Genomic DNA, 15,675 nt, shown 5'->3' with positions numbered 1-15,675 from the left:
ACGGTACGGGTATCCAGACATTTAAACGTTTCAATATCTGGCTCATACGACTGTAGGACGAATAGCAAGATCCACTCAAGGCCCGCGGGATACGGTGGCCGTTGTGCAGGCACTCGAACTCGCCGGCTACCGCGCCGCGGTGGCCGACATCTACCTGAACGCGACCGGTCTCACCGACTTCCGCGACCGGCGCGACCGCCTCTTCTCCAGCCACCCGCAGTCGCCGATCCCGCGCACCGACGACTTCACCGGCATCCGCTACTTCCCGCCCAGCGACGATTTCATCGCCGACGTCGACCTGCGCGAGGCGCCCGGCACCATCGAGATCGACACGGCCGGGCCGGACGGCGTGTGCCGCTACGACCGCGTCGGCATCCTGGACACGCCCTGGGGCGAGCTGTCGCTGTGGTGGCTTGTCGCGTACGGCGGCGGGCTGTTCCTGCCGGTGCGCGACACGACCTGCGGCGACCAGACCTACGGCGGCGGGCGGTACCTGACCGACACGGTGAAGGGCACGCACGGCCGCGGCGTGGAGCGGCTCTCGCCGAGCCGGGTCCGGCTGGACCTCAACTACCTCTACAACCCGAGCTGCGCGTACGACGACCGGTGGCTGTGCCCGCTCGCGCCACCGGAGAACCGGCTCGACGTACCCGTCCGCGCGGGCGAGCTCCGGTACCGCTGAGGCGTTGCAACGTTCCAGAGCGTCCGATTCGTTCAAGACGCCGGGGCCCCGGCTTCCTAGCCTGTGCTCATGAGTGAATCCTTCTCCGCCGCGGTGCGATTCCTGTGGTCCGAGGCGCGCCTGCTGGAGCAGCGCCTCTTCGCGACGCTGTTCCTCGGCGAGCCCTCGGCCGGCGTTGTCGCCGCCCTGCGCGGCTACCAGAACGACGACGGCGGCTTCGGCCACGGGCTCGAGCCGGACAAGCGCTGCCCGGCCAGCCTGCCGATCGACGTCGAGATCGCGTTGCAGGCGTACGCGTCGGCCGGCGCCGACGACACCGAGATGCTGCGCCGGGCCTGCGACTTTCTGGGCCGCCAGTCCGTCGGGGGCGCCGTCGCGCTGGCCTCCAACGTCATCGAGGCCTACCCGCGCGCCGAGCACTGGTCGGACTGGACCTACGCGCCGGGGCTGAACCCGACCGCCGGGCTGGCCGCTCTGCTGCACCGGATCGGCTTCGCGCACCCGTGGCGCGACGAGGCGACCCGGTACTGCTGGCGCGCCCTCGAATCGGGCGACCTGCCCGACGAGGTGCACGCGCTCGCCGAGGTGCTGGCCTTCCTGGAGCACGCCGGGGACGCCGAGCGCGCCGAGAAGCACGCGGCCGCGGTGTTCGAGCGCCTGACCGCCTCGGCGATGTTCCACCTGGATCCCGACGCCGAGGGCTACGGGCTGACGCCGCTGACCGTCGCGCCCTTCGCGGACTCGCGCTGGCGCTCCCTGTTCACCCCGGCGCAGATCGACGGGCACCTCGACCACCTGGCCCGGGCGCAGGCGGCGGACGGCGGCTGGCAGATCACCTGGGAACCGCCGAGCGCCGCCTCCCGCCTCGAGTGGCGCGGCATCGTCACCCTCGGGGCGCTGCGGACCCTCACCTCGTACGGGCGCCTGGCACCATCGACGGATGCGCGCGGTGATCTACGAACGGTTCGGTGAGCTCCCCTGGGTCCGCGACGTGCCCGACCCGGAGCCGCCGGAGGGCGGCGTCGTGGTCGCCGTCCGGGCGACCGGGTTGTGCCGCAGCGACTGGCACGGCTGGCGCGGCCACGACCCCGACATCCGCCTGCCGCACGTGCCGGGCCACGAGTTCGCCGGGGTGATCGCCGCGGTCGGACCCGGCGTCGAGGGCTGGCGGCCGGGCGACCGGGTGACCGCGCCGTTCATCTGCGCCTGCGGCACCTGCCCGGCCTGCCGCGCCGGCGACCAGCAGGTGTGCCACCGGCAGCGGCAGCCGGGCTTCACCGACTGGGGCTCGTTCGCCGACCTCGTCGTGGTGCCGCACGCCATGACCAACCTGGTCCGCCTTCCCGACCGGGTGGACTTCGCCGCGGCGGCCGTCCTGGGCTGCCGGTTCGCCACCTCGTTCCGGGCGGTGGCGCACCAGGGCCGGGTCCGGGCCGGCGAGTGGTTGGTCGTGCACGGCTGCGGCGGGGTGGGCCTGTCCGCGGTGATGATCGCGGCCGCGGCGGGCGCCCGGGTGATCGCGGTCGACGTGTCCCCCGCGGCACTCGCCCTGGCCGGCACGTGCGGCGCCGCGGTGACGCTGGACGCCGCGCGGGTGGCCGAGATCCCGGAGCTCACCGGGGGCGGCGCGCACGTCTCCATCGACGCGCTGGGCAGCCAGGCCACGCTGACGGCGTCGATCGAGGGGCTGCGGCGGCGCGGCCGGCACGTCCAGGTCGGACTGCTGCCGGCCGCGTCCGGGCGCCCGACCGTGCCGATGGAGCTGGTCGTGGCGCACGAGCTGGAGATCCTGGGCAGCCACGGCATGCCCGCGCACGCGTACGCCGAACTGCTGCCCCTGGTGGAGTCCGGCCGGCTGCGGCCCGCGGAGCTGATCACCGGGGAGATCGGCCTGGCGGCCGTGCCGGCGGCCCTGGCCGCGATGGACGTTCCGGCGACGCCTGGTGTCCGGGTCGTCGTGCCCTAGTACTTTGGGCCGATATGGCGGGCCTGGTGCCCCCGTACCATCAGCAGGTGCACGAAGTTCTGCGCTCCGTATGGGCCGAACCCGCTCCCCCGCACCCGCCTGCGCGGGTGTGGCGGGACTGGGCGCTGCTCGGCGCGCTGGTGCCCCTCGCGGTGATCGAGGGCGTGTTCCGGGCCGGCCTGCAGTGGCGGGCGCTGTCGGTGGTGATCGTCGTCGCGGTGCTGCCGACCCTGCTGTGGCGGCGGACCCGGCCGCTGCCGATGCTCGCGATCGCGTTCGGCGTCACCGCGCTCGCGCCGCTGGCGATGGGCGGCACCGAGCTGGAGAACAACGCGGTCGCCTTCGTCCTGATCCTGGTTTACGCCCTGGTCCGGTGGGGGTCCGGGCGCGCGATCGTGCTCGGCCTCGCCATCGTGTTCGCCAAGATCGGCGGGGCCGCGGCCGTCGGGCAGATCAGCCCGGGCGACATGTTCGCCGGGTTCGTGGTGGTGTCGGCGGCGATCACGCCGGGTCTCGCCCTGCGCTACCGGGCCGCCGCCCGGCTCCGCGAGCTCGAGCGGGTCAAGCTGCTCGAACGCGAGCGGCTGGCCCGGGACCTGCACGACACCGTCGCGCACCACGTGTCGGCGATGGCGATCCGGGCGCAGGCCGGCCTCGCCACCGCCGCTTCGCATCCGGACGCCGCGACCGACGCGCTGCGGGTGATCGAGGCCGAGGCGTCCCGGGCCCTCGCCGAGATGCGCGGCATGGTCCGGATCCTGCGCCGCGACGAGCCGGCCGAGCTCACGCCCGGCCCGCGCATCGCCGATCTCGAGAAGCTCGCCGGCCGGCACCGCTCCGGCCCGTCCGTCGACGTCGGCATCGCCGGCGACCTCGACGACGTCTCCCCGGCGGTCGGCTCCGCGATCTTCCGGCTCGCGCAGGAGTCGGTCACCAACGCCCGGCGGCACGCCCGGCACGCGACCCGGATCCAGGTCCGCGTCTCGGCGGACCCCGATTCGGTACGCCTACAGGTGAGCGACGACGGCGAGGCCGGCGGTGGCGCCCCGGCCGGAACGGGGTACGGGCTGATCGGCATGGCAGAACGCGCCGGCCTGCTCGGCGGCACCTGCGAGGCCGGCCCCGCCGCCGGCCGCGGCTGGACGGTCACCGCGGTGCTGCCGCGCGCCGGGGGCGCCACGTGACCGTGCGGGTGGTGGTCGCCGACGATCAGGAGATCGTCCGCACCGGACTCACGATGATCCTCAACTCGCAGCCGGACATCCAGGTCGTCGGCGAGGCCGCCAACGGGCACCGCGCCGTCGAACTGGCCCGGCACCTGCGCCCCGACGTGTGCCTCTTCGACATCCGGATGCCCGGCCTCGACGGCATCGAGGCCACCCGCGCGCTGGCCGGACCCGAGGTGCCGGACCCGATCGCCGTCGTGGTCATCACGACCTTCGACCTGGACGAGTACGTCTACGCCGCGCTGCGCGCCGGCGCCCGCGGCTTCCTGCTCAAGGACGCCGGCACCGCCATGCTGGCCCAGGCCGTGCACGCCGCCGCCGTCGGCGACGCCCTGATCGCGCCGAGCGTCACCGCGCGGCTGCTCCGGACGTTCGCGGCGGGCGGTCCGGCCGGCACGGCGCAGCCCGCCGATCCGCTGACCGACCGCGAGGAGCAGGTGCTCGCCGCGGTGGCGAGCGGGCGGACCAACGGCGAGATCGCCGCGGAGCTCTTCATCACGCTCAGCACCGTGAAGACGCACATCACCAGCCTGATGACGAAGATTCCGGCGCGGAACCGCGTCGAGATCGCCATGTGGGCCTACGAGACCAACCGCGTCCGGCGCTGATCCGCGCCGAAAGTACGGCCCGCTCCTCGTACCGTGGTACGACGCTGCCGCGGCCCATTTTCCGATGAGGCGACGCCGCCGTAGTCGGCACGATCGAGGCCATGAGGATCTCCCCGATCTGGACCGCCCGGCTCGCGACCGCGGGCCTGCTCCTGCTCAGCGCGGTGCCGGTCATCGCCGGCGCGTTCCGCGTGACGACCCTGGCCGCCGGCGCGGAGGCCACGCCGGAGAACGCGCGCTTCGTCGAGGTGCCCCTGCCCGTTGTCGTGCACATCATCGGCGCGACCCTGTTCTGCGTCCTCGGCGCCTTCCAGTTCCACCCGGGCCTGCGGCGCCGCCGGCCCCGCTGGCACCGCCTGTCGGGACGGGTCCTGGTCCCGAGTGGAGTGGCGGCGGCGCTCTCGGGCATGTGGATGACGCTCTTCTACGACCTGCCCGAGCATGACGGGACGCGCTTCGGGGTCCTTGGCGTCATGCGGCTCGTCCTCGGCGCGTTCATGGCCGTGGCGATCCTCATCAGCTTCCGGGCGATCCTGCGCCGCGACATCGTCCGGCACCGGGCCTGGATGATCCGCGGTTACGCCATCGGCATGGCCGCGGGCACCCAGGTGCTGACCGTCGGGCCGTCGATGGGGCTGGCCGATCCGCCCGGTCCGCTGGGACACGCGATGCTGATGGGCCTCGCCTGGCTGATCAACATCCTGGTCGCCGAGTGGATCATCCGGCGGCCGGAGGCCCGGCGGCGGGCCCGCGCGTCAGCGGCGGCTCAGCGCCGGGCCAGCGGCGTCCAGTCGGGGGCGATCAGCGACCAGACCTCGGTGTCGTAGCGGACGCCCTTGTACAGGTACTCACCGCGCAGCAGGCCGTCGACCCGCATGCCGAGCCGCCGGGCCACGTTGGAGCTCGCCGTGTTGTCCGGGCGGCAGTGCCACTGCACGCGGTAGATGCCGCGGTCCACGATCGCCCAGTCGATCAGGCGGGCCACCGCCTTGGTGATCAGGCCGCGGCCGGTGCCGGCCGGCTCCAGCCAGCAGCCGATCTCGCAGCTGCCGTCCTTGGCGTTGAAGTCGACGTACATGGTGCCGCCGACGAGCGTGCCGTCGAGCCAGATGCCGTAGAGCCGGCCGGCGTCGCGGGCCATCATGTCGGCGTAGCGTTGCAGCGTCGCCGACGCGGTGGTCAGGTCGGTGCTCACGCCCGCCCAGGGAATCCACGGGTCGACGCTCGCCCGCGCGCGGTCCATGTGTGCGAGGAACTCGGAAACCTGCCAGGGCTCCAGCGGCCGAAGCTCGGCGCCGTCACCAAGATCAATCGCGAACATGCCGGGCAGCCTACCCACGATCGACTGCCGGGGAGGCCCTCTCGGGCCCGCAGTCAGGCGAACTTGCAGCTATCGCTCAGCCAATTCACAACGGCAGGCCGCATAGTGGGTAGCGCCCCCGTTCGACTCTGGAGGTCTTGATGGGTCTGGTCCTGGCCGTCGTGAGCCTGGTGCTGCTGCTGATGCAGGTGCTGCTGATCGCCCGCGCGGTGCTCGACTGGAGCGTGGCGCTCGCCGGACCGCCCTCGTACGGTTCCGTCCGGTCGCGGCTGACGGCCGGCGCGCACGCGGTCACCGAACCGCTGCTCGCACCGGTCCGCCGGGTCCTGCCCCCGCTGCGCCTCGGCGGCGTCGCCATCGACCTGGCCTTCATCGTGGTGTTCCTGGCGATCGTGATCATCCGCTCGATCATCACCTGACCGCCGCGGCGGCGGGCCTCAGGCCGGTTCGGGGACGTTGCCCGGGTCGTCCGGGCCCGGCATCGGCTCGACGGGTGGCGGCGGCAGCGTCTCCGGGGTGTCCGGGGAGAGCTCGCCCGGGTCGTCGGGCACCGGCTCGTCGGGGTTGATCGGCGGGTAGTCGTCCGGGTCAGGACCTGGCAGCACCATGGCTTTCAGTGTGCCCCGCCGCGAGGCCGGGCCGAGGATCCGGGGTTTCCCGGCGTGGCGGAAGCGCGATCAGCGCCAGCGCCGCCACCGCGGCCGCGAGCACGGCGATCGACATCTTCGGGAAAACCGTCAGCAGGAACTCGGCGAGCTGTACGTCCGGCGGCCACCCGCCGTGCTGGAGGAACAGCGCGGCGGTGGTCGCGTACCCGAAGGTCACCGCGGTGACCAGGACCGTGAGCGTCCCGGCGAGCGCGCGCACCGCATCGCCCTGCCGGCGGAATCGACGGGCAGCCCGGGCCGCGAGCAGGCCGCCCAGGATCGCGCCGAGCACGAACCCCGCCGCGGCCAGCGCGACGGCCGATGGCGGCACCGTCTTCGAGACGACGACGGTCACGCGCACCCCGGCGGGCATGTCCGCGGCGACCGGGAGCAGGACCGCGAGGCCGTCCCGGGTGAGCTCGCCGTCCGGGCCCGGTCGCCAGCCGGCGACCTCGAGCCGCGACCGGGCCGCGGCTTCGACCTCGGCCGCGGCGGCCGGGCTCAGGTCGTAAGTCACCGCGACCGTGTCCGTGTGGTCCGGCGGCGAGTCGAAGGAGACGACGCCCTCGCCGCCGGGATCCGGGCACCAGTAGTCGCAGACCACGACGGCTCCGCTCGGGCCGGCCGGCTCGAGGCCGACGGCCGTGGTGGCCGCGGCGATCGCGGCGGCCTCCCCCGGCGGGCCGGGAAAGTCGCCGGCCCGAACCGCCGCGGCCGAGCCGAGACAACCGACGATCAGTGCCGCCGCCACCGCGGCCGCCCGGGCCCAGGTCACCCCAGTTCGCATGGCTCAGGGTCGCACACGGCGTCCGTCAGGCGCCGACCGTGCCGTCGATGCCCTCGCGGAGGAGGTCGGCGTGGCCGTTGTGCCGGGCGTACTCGTGGATCAGGTGCAGCATCACCAGGCGCAGCGACACGTTCTCGCCCCACCGCTCCTGATAGCCCGTCACGTCCAGCGACTCCGCCGCCAGCTCGATGCGGCGCGCGTGCTCGACCTCCTCCTGCCACGCGGCGAACGCCTCCGCGCGGGTCGACCCCGAGGCGTCGTACGCCGCCTGGTAGTCGCCGTCGGGCGACCAGCGCAACGGGATGTCCTGGCCGTCGATCACCCGGCGGAACCAGGTCCGCTCCACCTCGGCCATGTGCCGCACCAGGCCGAGCAGCGTCAGCGTCGACGGCGGCATCGAGCGCTGCCGCAGTTCCTCGTCGGACAGCCCCTCGCACTTCATCGCCAGCGTCGCCCGGTGGTAGTCGAGGAACGCGCGCACTGTCTCGCGTTCCCCGCCGAGCAGCGGCGGCCCGATCCGATCGTCGTCCACGGCATCCTCATTCGTTGCGGGCCGCCTCCGGTCCGGTGATCCGGCGCAGCAGCGGCATGGTGGAGGCGACGACGCCGAGCGACGACGCGATCCCGGCGATCACGATGACATAGAACGAGATCGCGGGTGGCGTCAGCGCCAGCTCCATCTGCGCGGTCAGGAACAGGTGCGCCGCCAGCAGCCCGGATCCCACCGCGACCACGGCCGCGGCCAGCAGCGGCGTGCCGGCCTCCAGCGCGACCACCCGGCGCAGCATGCCGAGCGGGACGCCGGTGAGCCGCAGCATGCTGAACGGGCGCTTGCGGTCGCTCAGCCCGCCGGCGACGCTCACCGCCAGGCTGCAGCCGGCGATCGCCAGGCTGGTCAGGATCACCACGTTCGCCAGCCGCTGCCAGCCGTGGAAGACCTTCTCGGACTCCGCCCGCCACTCGGCCTCGGAGTACGGCGAGTACAGCATCGGGTGCGCTTTCTGCAGCGTGGTCCGGGCCTGCTCGACCGCGGCCGTCGAGCCGTCGGTGAACGTGAGGATCGACTGCACCGGGTACGCCGCCAGCGCGGCGGGTTCCACGTCGGCGGTGGGCCAGGTCCCGCTCCAGCCGGGCGGGCCGGCGAGGTCGAGCCAGGTCCAGGCGACCTGCGCGCCGTCCGCGCACCGGCCGGCGCCCGCCCGGGCGACGTCGGCGCAGGAGACCAGGTTGTGCGGCCAGCCCCAGTCCCCGATCTCCTCTTCCGGGATCGGCAGGCCCTCCGGCGGTATCCGGGTGAGCACGACCGCCCGCACCCCGGGCTGCGCGACCAGGCCGGCCGGTGCCGGGTCACCGGTCGGCGCCAGGTCGTCGTCGCGGAAGAGGGTGATGAGTGCCGCGGTGTCCGGGGCCTCGGTTGGCGTGTACCGGTCGGCGGTGATGGTGCCCATCACGCCGACGGCCACGCTGGTGACGAAGAGCGCGAGCACCAGCCCGCTGACCGAGCGGAAGCCGGCCCACGGGTTGTCGGCGAGCCGCCGCGCGGCGATCAGCGAGGCGGGCCGGCTCGCCCGGCGGGCGACCAGCCGGGCGCCGGTCATGGTCAGCCAAGGGCCGGCCACGACCAGGCCGATCATGACGACGAAGATGCCCGGCAGGAACGCGAGCAGCTGCCCGTCGGTGGTGTCGGGGCGCCGGCCGATGAAGTAGCTGAGCTCGCCGAGGCCGAGGGCGAGCGGAATGAGGCGCCAGGCCCGCGGCGGCTTCGGGGTGGCCCGCCGCGCGACGCCGAGCGGCGAGATCCGCACCCGGCGCAGCGCGAACCGGGCCACGAGCGCGGCCGCGACCGGCACGCCGACGGCGACGCCGAGGGTCGTGACCGGGCCGAGCGCCAGGTCGGACGGGAACATCGGCGCGCCGGTGAACGGGATCGCCGCCATCGTGTCGCGCAGCAGCAGGAACAGCACGAAGCCGAGGGCGGTGCCGGCGACGGCCGAGACGGTCGACTCGACGGCGGACACCACGGACACCTGCCGCGGGGTCGCGCCGACCAGCCGCATCGCCGCGAACCGCTGCTCCCGGCGGGCGGCGGCGAGCCGGGTCGCCGCGCCGATGAGGATGAGCAGCGGGAAGATCATCGCCAGCGACACCACGGCGAGGATGAGCTGAAGTCCCGACGCCGGGATCCCGGCCCAGCAGCCGTTCGGGCAGGAGGTCGGCGCGACCGTCGAGATGGTGCCGACCCGGGTGACGCCCGGCCGCTTGGACAGCTCCTCCGGCGCGTAACCGACGACCGCGACCAGCGAGTCGGGCGCGGGCAGCGCCTCGGGGCCGATCGTGCCGGCGAGGCGGCCCGGGAAGCGGTCGCCGAGCTGATCGGGCGGGGTGACGGCGATCAGCCTCGCCAGCTCCGGCGAGGCGAAATACTCGCCCGCGGCGGGAAGTCGCGGCAGGCCCGGCGGCACCGGCGAGGCGGGGCCGGTCGCGGCCAGGTCGACCCGGCCGGCGGTACGCCCGTCGAAACCGTCGACGCGCAGTTGCCACCACAGCGGATCGGGGTCGCCGGGCGCCGCGGCGGTGTTGCCCGAGTTCGCCCAGCCGTACCTGTCGTTCTGCGTGGTGACGCCGCGCGCGCCGGCCAGGGCGGTCAGCAGCAGGCCGACGCCGAGCGCGACGGCGAGGGAGATCACGACCAGCCGTACGGCCGCCTCCCGGCCGCCGGCGAGGGTGAGCCGCAGCCCGAAGCGGATCACGAGATCGCCTCGGCGGTCAGCGCGTGCGCCTTGCCGTCGCGGACGATGACCTCGCGGTCCGCGTACGCGGCGACCCGCGGCTCGTGGGTGACGAGCACGACCGTGGTGCCCTGCTCCCGGGCCGAGTCGACCAGCAGGTCCATCACCTGCTCGCTGGTGAGCGTGTCGAGCGCGCCCGTCGGCTCGTCGGCGAACAGCACGCGCGGGCGGGCGACCAGCCCCCGGGCGAGCGCGACCCGCTGTGCCTGGCCGCCGGAGAGCTCGCCGGAGCGGCGACCCTCCAGGCCGTCCAGGCCGAGCCGGGCGAACCAGGGCCGCGCCTGTTCGAGGGCCTTCGCCCGGCGTACGCCGTTGAGCAGCAGCGGAAGCGCGACGTTCTCCTCCGCGGTGAGCTCGGGCACGAGCTGGCCGAACTGGAAGACGAACCCGAACCGGTCGCGCCGCAGGCCACTGCGCTCGGTCTCGCCGAGGTTGTCGATCCGCCGCCCGTCGAAGTGCACCTCCCCGCTGTCGGGCACGAGGATGCCGGCCAGGCAGTGCAGCAGGGTCGACTTGCCGGAGCCGCTCGGCCCCATGATGGCGAGGATCTCGCCGGCGCCGACGCTCAGGTCGGCGCCGCGCAGCGCGGGGGTCGGTCCGAAGGAGAGCACCACGTCCCGGGCCTCGACGACGATCTCGGTCATGACCGCACCTCCTTGGCAAGGGCGTCGAGCCGGGCCGAGGTCAGCTCGATCCAGCGCAGATCCGCCTCGAGATGGAACAGGCCGTGGTCGGCGAGGAGCGCCTCGACCAGGCCGCCGGTGCGCTTGATCTCGGTGAGCTCCCGCATGCGCTGCAGGTGGGCCGCGCGCTGGGTGTCGAGGTATGCCTCGGCGGGCCGGCCGAGCATGAGCGAGAGCGTGACCTTGGCGAAGAGCACGGTCTGCAGGTGCGGCTCGGCCGGGACCGGCTCGGCGAGCCAGGTGTCCACCTCGGTGGCGCCCAGGTCGGTGATGATGTAGCGCTTGCGGTCGGGGCCCTCGCCGGGCTCGACGTCGCCGATGACGACCTTGCCGTCGCGGGCCAGCCGGCTCAGGGTGGCGTAGACCTGCCCGAAGGAGAGCGGCTTGCCCCGGCCGAAGTAGGTGTCGTAGTCACGCTTGAGGTCGTAGCCGTGGCTGGGTTCGCGTTCGAGGAGCCCGAGAAGGGTGAGCGGCACCGTCATGCGGGCGACTATACGCTGAGCGTATACGCCGGAGGAATACCCCGAGTCCCGAAAGGCATGACAAATATCAGTGGCTGAGTGAGTGCTCGCTCATTACAGTCGCCCGTGTGAACTCCCCAGATCAGGCCGAGCGGCGGCGCCGGGTGCCGGCCATGGCGCCCGAGGACCGGAGGGCCGCGCTCATCGCCGCGACCGTCCCCCTGCTGCACGAGCACGGTCTCGAGGTCAGCACGCGGCAGATCGCCCAGGCCGCCGGCGTCGCCGAGGGCACCATCTTCGGCGTCTTCAGCGACAAGAACTCGCTGATCCTCGCGGCGCTCGGGCAGGCGCTCGACCCGCAGCCGACCCTCGACGCGATGGCCGCGATCGACGCCGGCGCCGGCCTGCGCGACCGGCTCACCGCGGCCGCCGACCTGATCAACGAGCGGTTCACCGGCAGCGCGAAGCTCATGTCCGCCGCCCGCGTGCTCATGCTCTCGTCCGAGCTCCATCCGGAGGCGGTCGAGCGGATGACCCGGTCCCGTCAGTCGCTGCTCGCCGCGCTCACCGCGGTCATCGAGCCCGACGCCGGACAACTGCGCCGCTCCCCCGGCGCGGTCGCCCGGCTGCTCCTGCTCTTCTGCGGGGCCAACACGTTCGGGCCGTTCGGCGACCCGCGGCGCTTCGACGGCGGCGAGATCGTCTCGCTGCTGCTCGACGGGCTGCTGGTCATCCCGGCCGGCCACAGTCCCGCGGTGATCCCGCTGATCGCCGCACGCCAAGACCACACTCACGGGGGTGCCTGAACGGTGCTTGTCCGACTGCTACGTGCGCAGCTACGGCCGTACGGGAAGTCGATCTCTCTGGTCGTGCTCTTCCAGTTCGTCGCCACGCTGGCCATGCTCTACCTGCCCGCCATGAACGCCGACATCATCGACAACGGCGTCGTCCCCGGCGACACCGGCTACGTCATGCGGGTCGGCGTCGAGATGCTCGGCGTCACGCTCGTGCAGATCGCCGCGCAGATCGCGGCCGTCTACTTCGGCGCACAGACCGCCATGGCCGTCGGCCGCGACATCCGGGCCGGCATCTTCGCCACGGTGCTCTCCTACTCGGCCCGCGAGGTCGACCGGTTCGGCGCGCCCTCGCTGATCACCCGGACCACCAACGACGTCCAGCAGGTACAGATGCTGGTGCTGATGACGTTCCTGCTGATGGTCGCCGCGCCGATCATGTGCGTCGGCGGCATCCTACTCGCCCTGCGCCAGGACGTGCCGCTGTCGTCGCTGCTGCTGGTGATCGTGCCCGCGCTCGTCGGGGTGGTCTCGCTGATCATCGCCCGGATGCGGCCGCTGTTCCGGACCATGCAGGTGCGGATCGACCGGGTCAACCAGGTGATGCGCGAGCAGATCACCGGCATCCGGGTGATCCGCGCCTTCGTCCGCGACGACCGCGAGCGGCAGCGGTACGGCGTCGCCAACGACGAGCTCACCGACGTCTCGCTGCGCGTCGGCAAGCTGATGGCGCTGATGTTCCCGACCGTCATGCTGCTGGTGAACATCTCCAGCGTCGCCGTGCTGTGGTTCGGCGGGCACCGCATCGACGACGGCAGCATGCAGATCGGCGCGCTGACCGCGTTCATCAGCTACCTCATGCAGATCCTGATGGCGATCATGATGGCGACGTTCATGTTCGTGATGATCCCCCGCGCCGAGGTCTGCGCCGAGCGGATCGAGGAGGTGCTCGACACCCCGTCGAGCGTCGAGATCGACCCGGAGCCGGTACGCGAGCTGAGCCGGCACGGCTTCCTGGAGCTGCGCGACGTCGAGTTCCGCTACCCGGGCGCCGAGGCGCCCGTGCTCAGCCGGATCAACCTGTCCGCCCGGCCGCGCGAGATCACCGCCGTCATCGGCAGCACCGGCAGCGGCAAGACCACGCTGCTCAATCTCGTACCCCGGCTGTTCGACGCGACCGGCGGCAGCGTGCTCGTCGACGGCGTCGACGTCCGCGCGCTCGACCCGGCGCTGCTGTCGAAGACGGTCGGCCTGGTGCCGCAGCGGCCCTACCTGTTCAGCGGCACGGTCGCCTCGAACCTGCGCTACGGCAACCCGGACGCCACCGACGAGGAGCTGTGGACCGCGCTGGAGGTCGCGCAGGCGCGCGACTTCGTCGAGCGGATGGACGGCGGCCTCGAGGCGCCGATCGCGCAGGGCGGCACGAACGTCTCCGGCGGCCAGCGCCAGCGCCTGGCGATCGCCCGGCTGCTGGTGCACCGCCCGGAGATCTACCTCTTCGACGACTCGTTCTCGGCGCTCGACTACGCCACCGACGCGGCGCTGCGTGCCGCGCTGACCGAGCACATCGCCGACGCCACGGTGATCATCGTCGCGCAGCGGGTCAGCACCATCCGCGACGCCGACCGGATCGTCGTGCTCGACGAGGGCCTTGTCGTCGGCACCGGGACGCACACCGAACTCATGGACACGAACCCCACGTACCGGGAGATCGTCTTGTCACAGCTCACGGAGCAGGAGGCCGCGGCATGACCGCCCCCGCGCGTGCACCGGGCGGCCCGCCGATGGCGGGGCCCGGCCGGATGATGGCGGCCGGCATGCCGGCCGAGAAGCTCCAGGATTTCAAGGGCTCCCTCAAGCGGCTGCTGGGCATGCTGCGCCCGCACCGGGTGCTGGTCGGCCTGGTGCTGCTGCTCGGCGCCGCCAGCGTCGCCCTGTCGGTCGCCGGGCCGCGCCTGCTCGGGCACGCCACCGACATCATCTTCAACGGCCTCATCGGCAAGACGCTGCCCGCCGACCAGAGCAAGGCGGACATCATCGCCCAGCTCCGCGCGCAGGGCCGGACCAACCAGGCCGACATGCTCGCCTCGACCGACGTGGTGCCGGGCCAGGGCATCGACTTCGACCGGCTCGGGCACCTGCTGCTCTGGGTGCTGGTGATCTACCTGGCCGCCTGGCTGTTCGGTGTCCTACAGGGCCGGCTGACCGCGGTGGTCGTGCAGGCCGCCGTGTTCCGGCTGCGCCAGCAGGTCGAGGCGAAGCTGGCCCGGCTGCCGCTCTCCTACTTCGACCAGCAGCCGCGCGGCGAGGTGCTGAGCAAGGCGACGAACGACACCGACAACATCGCACAGACGCTTCAGCAGACCTTCGCCCAGCTCGTCACGGCCCTGCTGATGATCGTCGGCGTACTCGCGATGATGTTCTGGATCTCGCCGCTGCTGGCGATCATCGCGCTGGTCACCGTGCCGCTGTCGGTGGTCGTCACCACGGCCATCGGCAAGCGGTCACAGCCGCAGTTCGTCGCGCAGTGGGCGACCACCGGCAAGCTGAACGGCCACATCGAGGAGATGTTCACCGGCCACTCGCTGGTCAAGGTCTTCGGCCGGCAGCGCGAGGCGGCCGAGACCTTCGAGACCCACAACGACAAGCTGTACGCGTCGAGCTTCCGCGCCCAGTTCATCTCCGGCCTGATCCAGCCCGCGATGATGTTCATCAGCAACGTCAACTACGTGCTGGTCGCCGTCGTCGGCGGCCTGCGGGTGGCGTCGGGCGCGCTGTCGCTCGGCGACGTGCAGGCGTTCATCCAGTACTCGCGGCAGTTCTCCCAGCCGCTCACCCAGGTGGCGAGCATGGCCAACCTGGTGCAGTCCGGTGTCGCCTCGGCCGAGCGGGTGTTCGCCCTGCTGGACGCGCCGGAGCAGTCCGCGGACCCGGCCACCTCGCCGCTGACCGCGCCGGCCCGCGGCCGGGTCGCGTTCGAGAACGTCTCCTTCCGGTACGCGCCGGACAAGCCGCTGATCGACGACCTGTCGCTGGCCGTCGAGCCGGGCCAGACCGTGGCCATCGTGGGCCCCACCGGCGCCGGCAAGACGACGCTGGTCAACCTGCTGATGCGCTTCTACGACGTGACCGGCGGGCGGATCACCCTGGACGGGGTGGACATCGCGGAGATGCCCCGCGAGGAACTGCGCGAGTACATGGGCATGGTGCTACAGGACACCTGGCTGTTCGGCGGCACGATCTACGACAACATCGCGTACGGCGCCGACGACCCCACGCCGGAGTCGGTGGCGGCGGCCGCGGAGGCGGCCCACGTGGACCGCTTCGTCCGCTCGCTGCCCGACGGCATGGACACGATCATCGACGACGAGGGCTCGAACGTCTCGGCCGGCGAGAAGCAGCTGATCACCATCGCCCGGGCGTTCCTCGCCGAGCCGAGCATCCTGATCCTGGACGAGGCGACCAGCTCGGTCGACACCCGCACCGAGGTGCTGATCCAGCGCGCGATGAACACACTCCGGGTCGGCCGCACGTCCTTCGTGATCGCCCACCGCCTGTCGACGATCCGGGACGCGGACGTGATCCTGGTGATGGAATCAGGCGCGATCGTCGAACAGGGCAGCCACGACGAACTGATCGCGGCGGACGGCGCATACGCCCGCCTGTACTCGGCCCAGTTCGCCCAGGCCGCCGTCGAGGTCGACTGACCCG

At 72.7% G+C, this 15,675-nt stretch carries 17 protein-coding genes; 10 read left to right on the top strand and 7 right to left on the bottom strand.

What is annotated here, in order from left to right; genetic code table 11:
• The first annotated feature begins 103 nt into the window (after positions 1–103).
• The 6 genes from BJ971_RS07025 (at position 104) to BJ971_RS07000 (ending at position 5,309) form a co-directional block, all read left to right on the top strand.
• Complete coding sequence (locus BJ971_RS07025) at positions 104–682, top strand: DUF1684 domain-containing protein (RefSeq protein WP_184990893.1); 579 nt, start codon at positions 104–106, stop codon at positions 680–682.
• 69 nt (positions 683–751) lie between these two features.
• Positions 752–1,654, top strand: coding sequence for a hypothetical protein (locus BJ971_RS07020; protein ID WP_184990891.1), 903 nt, complete (start codon positions 752–754; stop codon positions 1,652–1,654).
• Entirely contained in the window at positions 1,623–2,648 is a 1,026-nt protein-coding gene (locus BJ971_RS07015) for a zinc-dependent alcohol dehydrogenase family protein (RefSeq protein WP_184990890.1), read from the top strand. Before BJ971_RS07020 ends, BJ971_RS07015 begins: the two co-directional genes overlap by 32 nt.
• 47 nt (positions 2,649–2,695) lie before the next feature.
• Positions 2,696–3,832, top strand: a complete 1,137-nt coding sequence (locus BJ971_RS07010) for a sensor histidine kinase (RefSeq protein WP_239087836.1) — start codon at positions 2,696–2,698, stop codon at positions 3,830–3,832.
• Entirely contained in the window at positions 3,829–4,482 is a 654-nt protein-coding gene (locus tag BJ971_RS07005; RefSeq protein WP_184990886.1) for a response regulator, read from the top strand. The genes BJ971_RS07010 and BJ971_RS07005 overlap by 4 nt, the downstream gene beginning before the upstream one ends.
• A 101-nt stretch (positions 4,483–4,583) precedes the next feature.
• Positions 4,584–5,309, top strand: a complete 726-nt coding sequence (locus tag BJ971_RS07000; protein ID WP_184990884.1) for a DUF2306 domain-containing protein — start codon at positions 4,584–4,586, stop codon at positions 5,307–5,309.
• On the opposite strand, the gene BJ971_RS06995 is transcribed toward BJ971_RS07000, so the two are convergent.
• A complete protein-coding gene (locus tag BJ971_RS06995) occupies positions 5,249–5,803 on the bottom strand; it encodes a GNAT family N-acetyltransferase (RefSeq protein WP_184990882.1) in 555 nt (184 codons plus the stop codon). The two genes, BJ971_RS07000 and BJ971_RS06995, sit on opposite strands and share 61 nt — an antisense overlap.
• A gap of 140 nt (positions 5,804–5,943) precedes the next feature.
• Here BJ971_RS06995 and BJ971_RS06990 point away from each other — a divergent pair, with 140 nt between their 5' ends.
• Positions 5,944–6,222 carry a YggT family protein gene (locus BJ971_RS06990; RefSeq protein WP_184990880.1) on the top strand — a complete coding sequence of 93 codons (279 nt, stop codon included), beginning with the start codon at positions 5,944–5,946 and terminating at the stop codon, positions 6,220–6,222.
• 18 nt (positions 6,223–6,240) lie between these two features.
• Here BJ971_RS06990 and BJ971_RS06985 read toward each other — a convergent pair whose 3' ends face one another.
• The 6 genes from BJ971_RS06985 to BJ971_RS06960 are packed head-to-tail and all read right to left on the bottom strand — an operon-like array spanning position 6,241 to position 11,191.
• A complete protein-coding gene (locus BJ971_RS06985; protein ID WP_184990878.1) occupies positions 6,241–6,411 on the bottom strand; it encodes a hypothetical protein in 171 nt (56 codons plus the stop codon).
• Positions 6,392–7,237: a hypothetical protein gene (locus BJ971_RS06980; RefSeq protein ID WP_184990876.1), complete on the bottom strand. Its 846-nt coding sequence runs from the start codon at positions 7,235–7,237 to the stop codon at positions 6,392–6,394. The genes BJ971_RS06985 and BJ971_RS06980 overlap by 20 nt, the downstream gene beginning before the upstream one ends.
• A gap of 25 nt (positions 7,238–7,262) precedes the next feature.
• The gene (locus tag BJ971_RS06975) at positions 7,263–7,769 is read right to left on the bottom strand and encodes a DinB family protein (protein ID WP_184990875.1); all 507 of its coding nucleotides are present in this window, start codon (positions 7,767–7,769) and stop codon (positions 7,263–7,265) included.
• A 7-nt stretch (positions 7,770–7,776) separates the two neighbouring features.
• Complete coding sequence (locus BJ971_RS06970) at positions 7,777–9,987, bottom strand: FtsX-like permease family protein (protein ID WP_184990873.1); 2,211 nt, start codon at positions 9,985–9,987, stop codon at positions 7,777–7,779.
• Positions 9,984–10,670 carry an ABC transporter ATP-binding protein gene (locus BJ971_RS06965; RefSeq protein WP_184990870.1) on the bottom strand — a complete coding sequence of 229 codons (687 nt, stop codon included), beginning with the start codon at positions 10,668–10,670 and terminating at the stop codon, positions 9,984–9,986. The genes BJ971_RS06970 and BJ971_RS06965 overlap by 4 nt, the downstream gene beginning before the upstream one ends.
• A complete protein-coding gene (locus tag BJ971_RS06960) occupies positions 10,667–11,191 on the bottom strand; it encodes a PadR family transcriptional regulator (protein ID WP_184990869.1) in 525 nt (174 codons plus the stop codon). The genes BJ971_RS06965 and BJ971_RS06960 overlap by 4 nt, the downstream gene beginning before the upstream one ends.
• 107 nt (positions 11,192–11,298) lie before the next feature.
• Between BJ971_RS06960 and BJ971_RS06955 the strand changes: the two genes are divergently transcribed.
• The 3 genes from BJ971_RS06955 to BJ971_RS06945 are packed head-to-tail and all read left to right on the top strand — an operon-like array spanning position 11,299 to position 15,671.
• Positions 11,299–11,976: a TetR/AcrR family transcriptional regulator gene (locus tag BJ971_RS06955; RefSeq protein ID WP_239087837.1), complete on the top strand. Its 678-nt coding sequence runs from the start codon at positions 11,299–11,301 to the stop codon at positions 11,974–11,976.
• A 3-nt stretch (positions 11,977–11,979) separates the two neighbouring features.
• Positions 11,980–13,716 (top strand): ABC transporter ATP-binding protein, encoded by a 1,737-nt coding sequence (locus tag BJ971_RS06950; protein ID WP_184990867.1) that lies wholly within the window; start codon positions 11,980–11,982, stop codon positions 13,714–13,716.
• A complete protein-coding gene (locus tag BJ971_RS06945; RefSeq protein ID WP_184990865.1) occupies positions 13,713–15,671 on the top strand; it encodes an ABC transporter ATP-binding protein in 1,959 nt (652 codons plus the stop codon). Before BJ971_RS06950 ends, BJ971_RS06945 begins: the two co-directional genes overlap by 4 nt.
• Positions 15,672–15,675: the final 4 nt, after the last annotated feature.

It is taken from the genome of Amorphoplanes digitatis (assembly GCF_014205335.1).
Lineage (GTDB): Bacteria > Actinomycetota > Actinomycetes > Mycobacteriales > Micromonosporaceae > Actinoplanes > Actinoplanes digitatus.
Note: the sequence above shows the minus strand (reverse complement) of the source record. Positions and strands in the feature narration are given on the sequence as shown.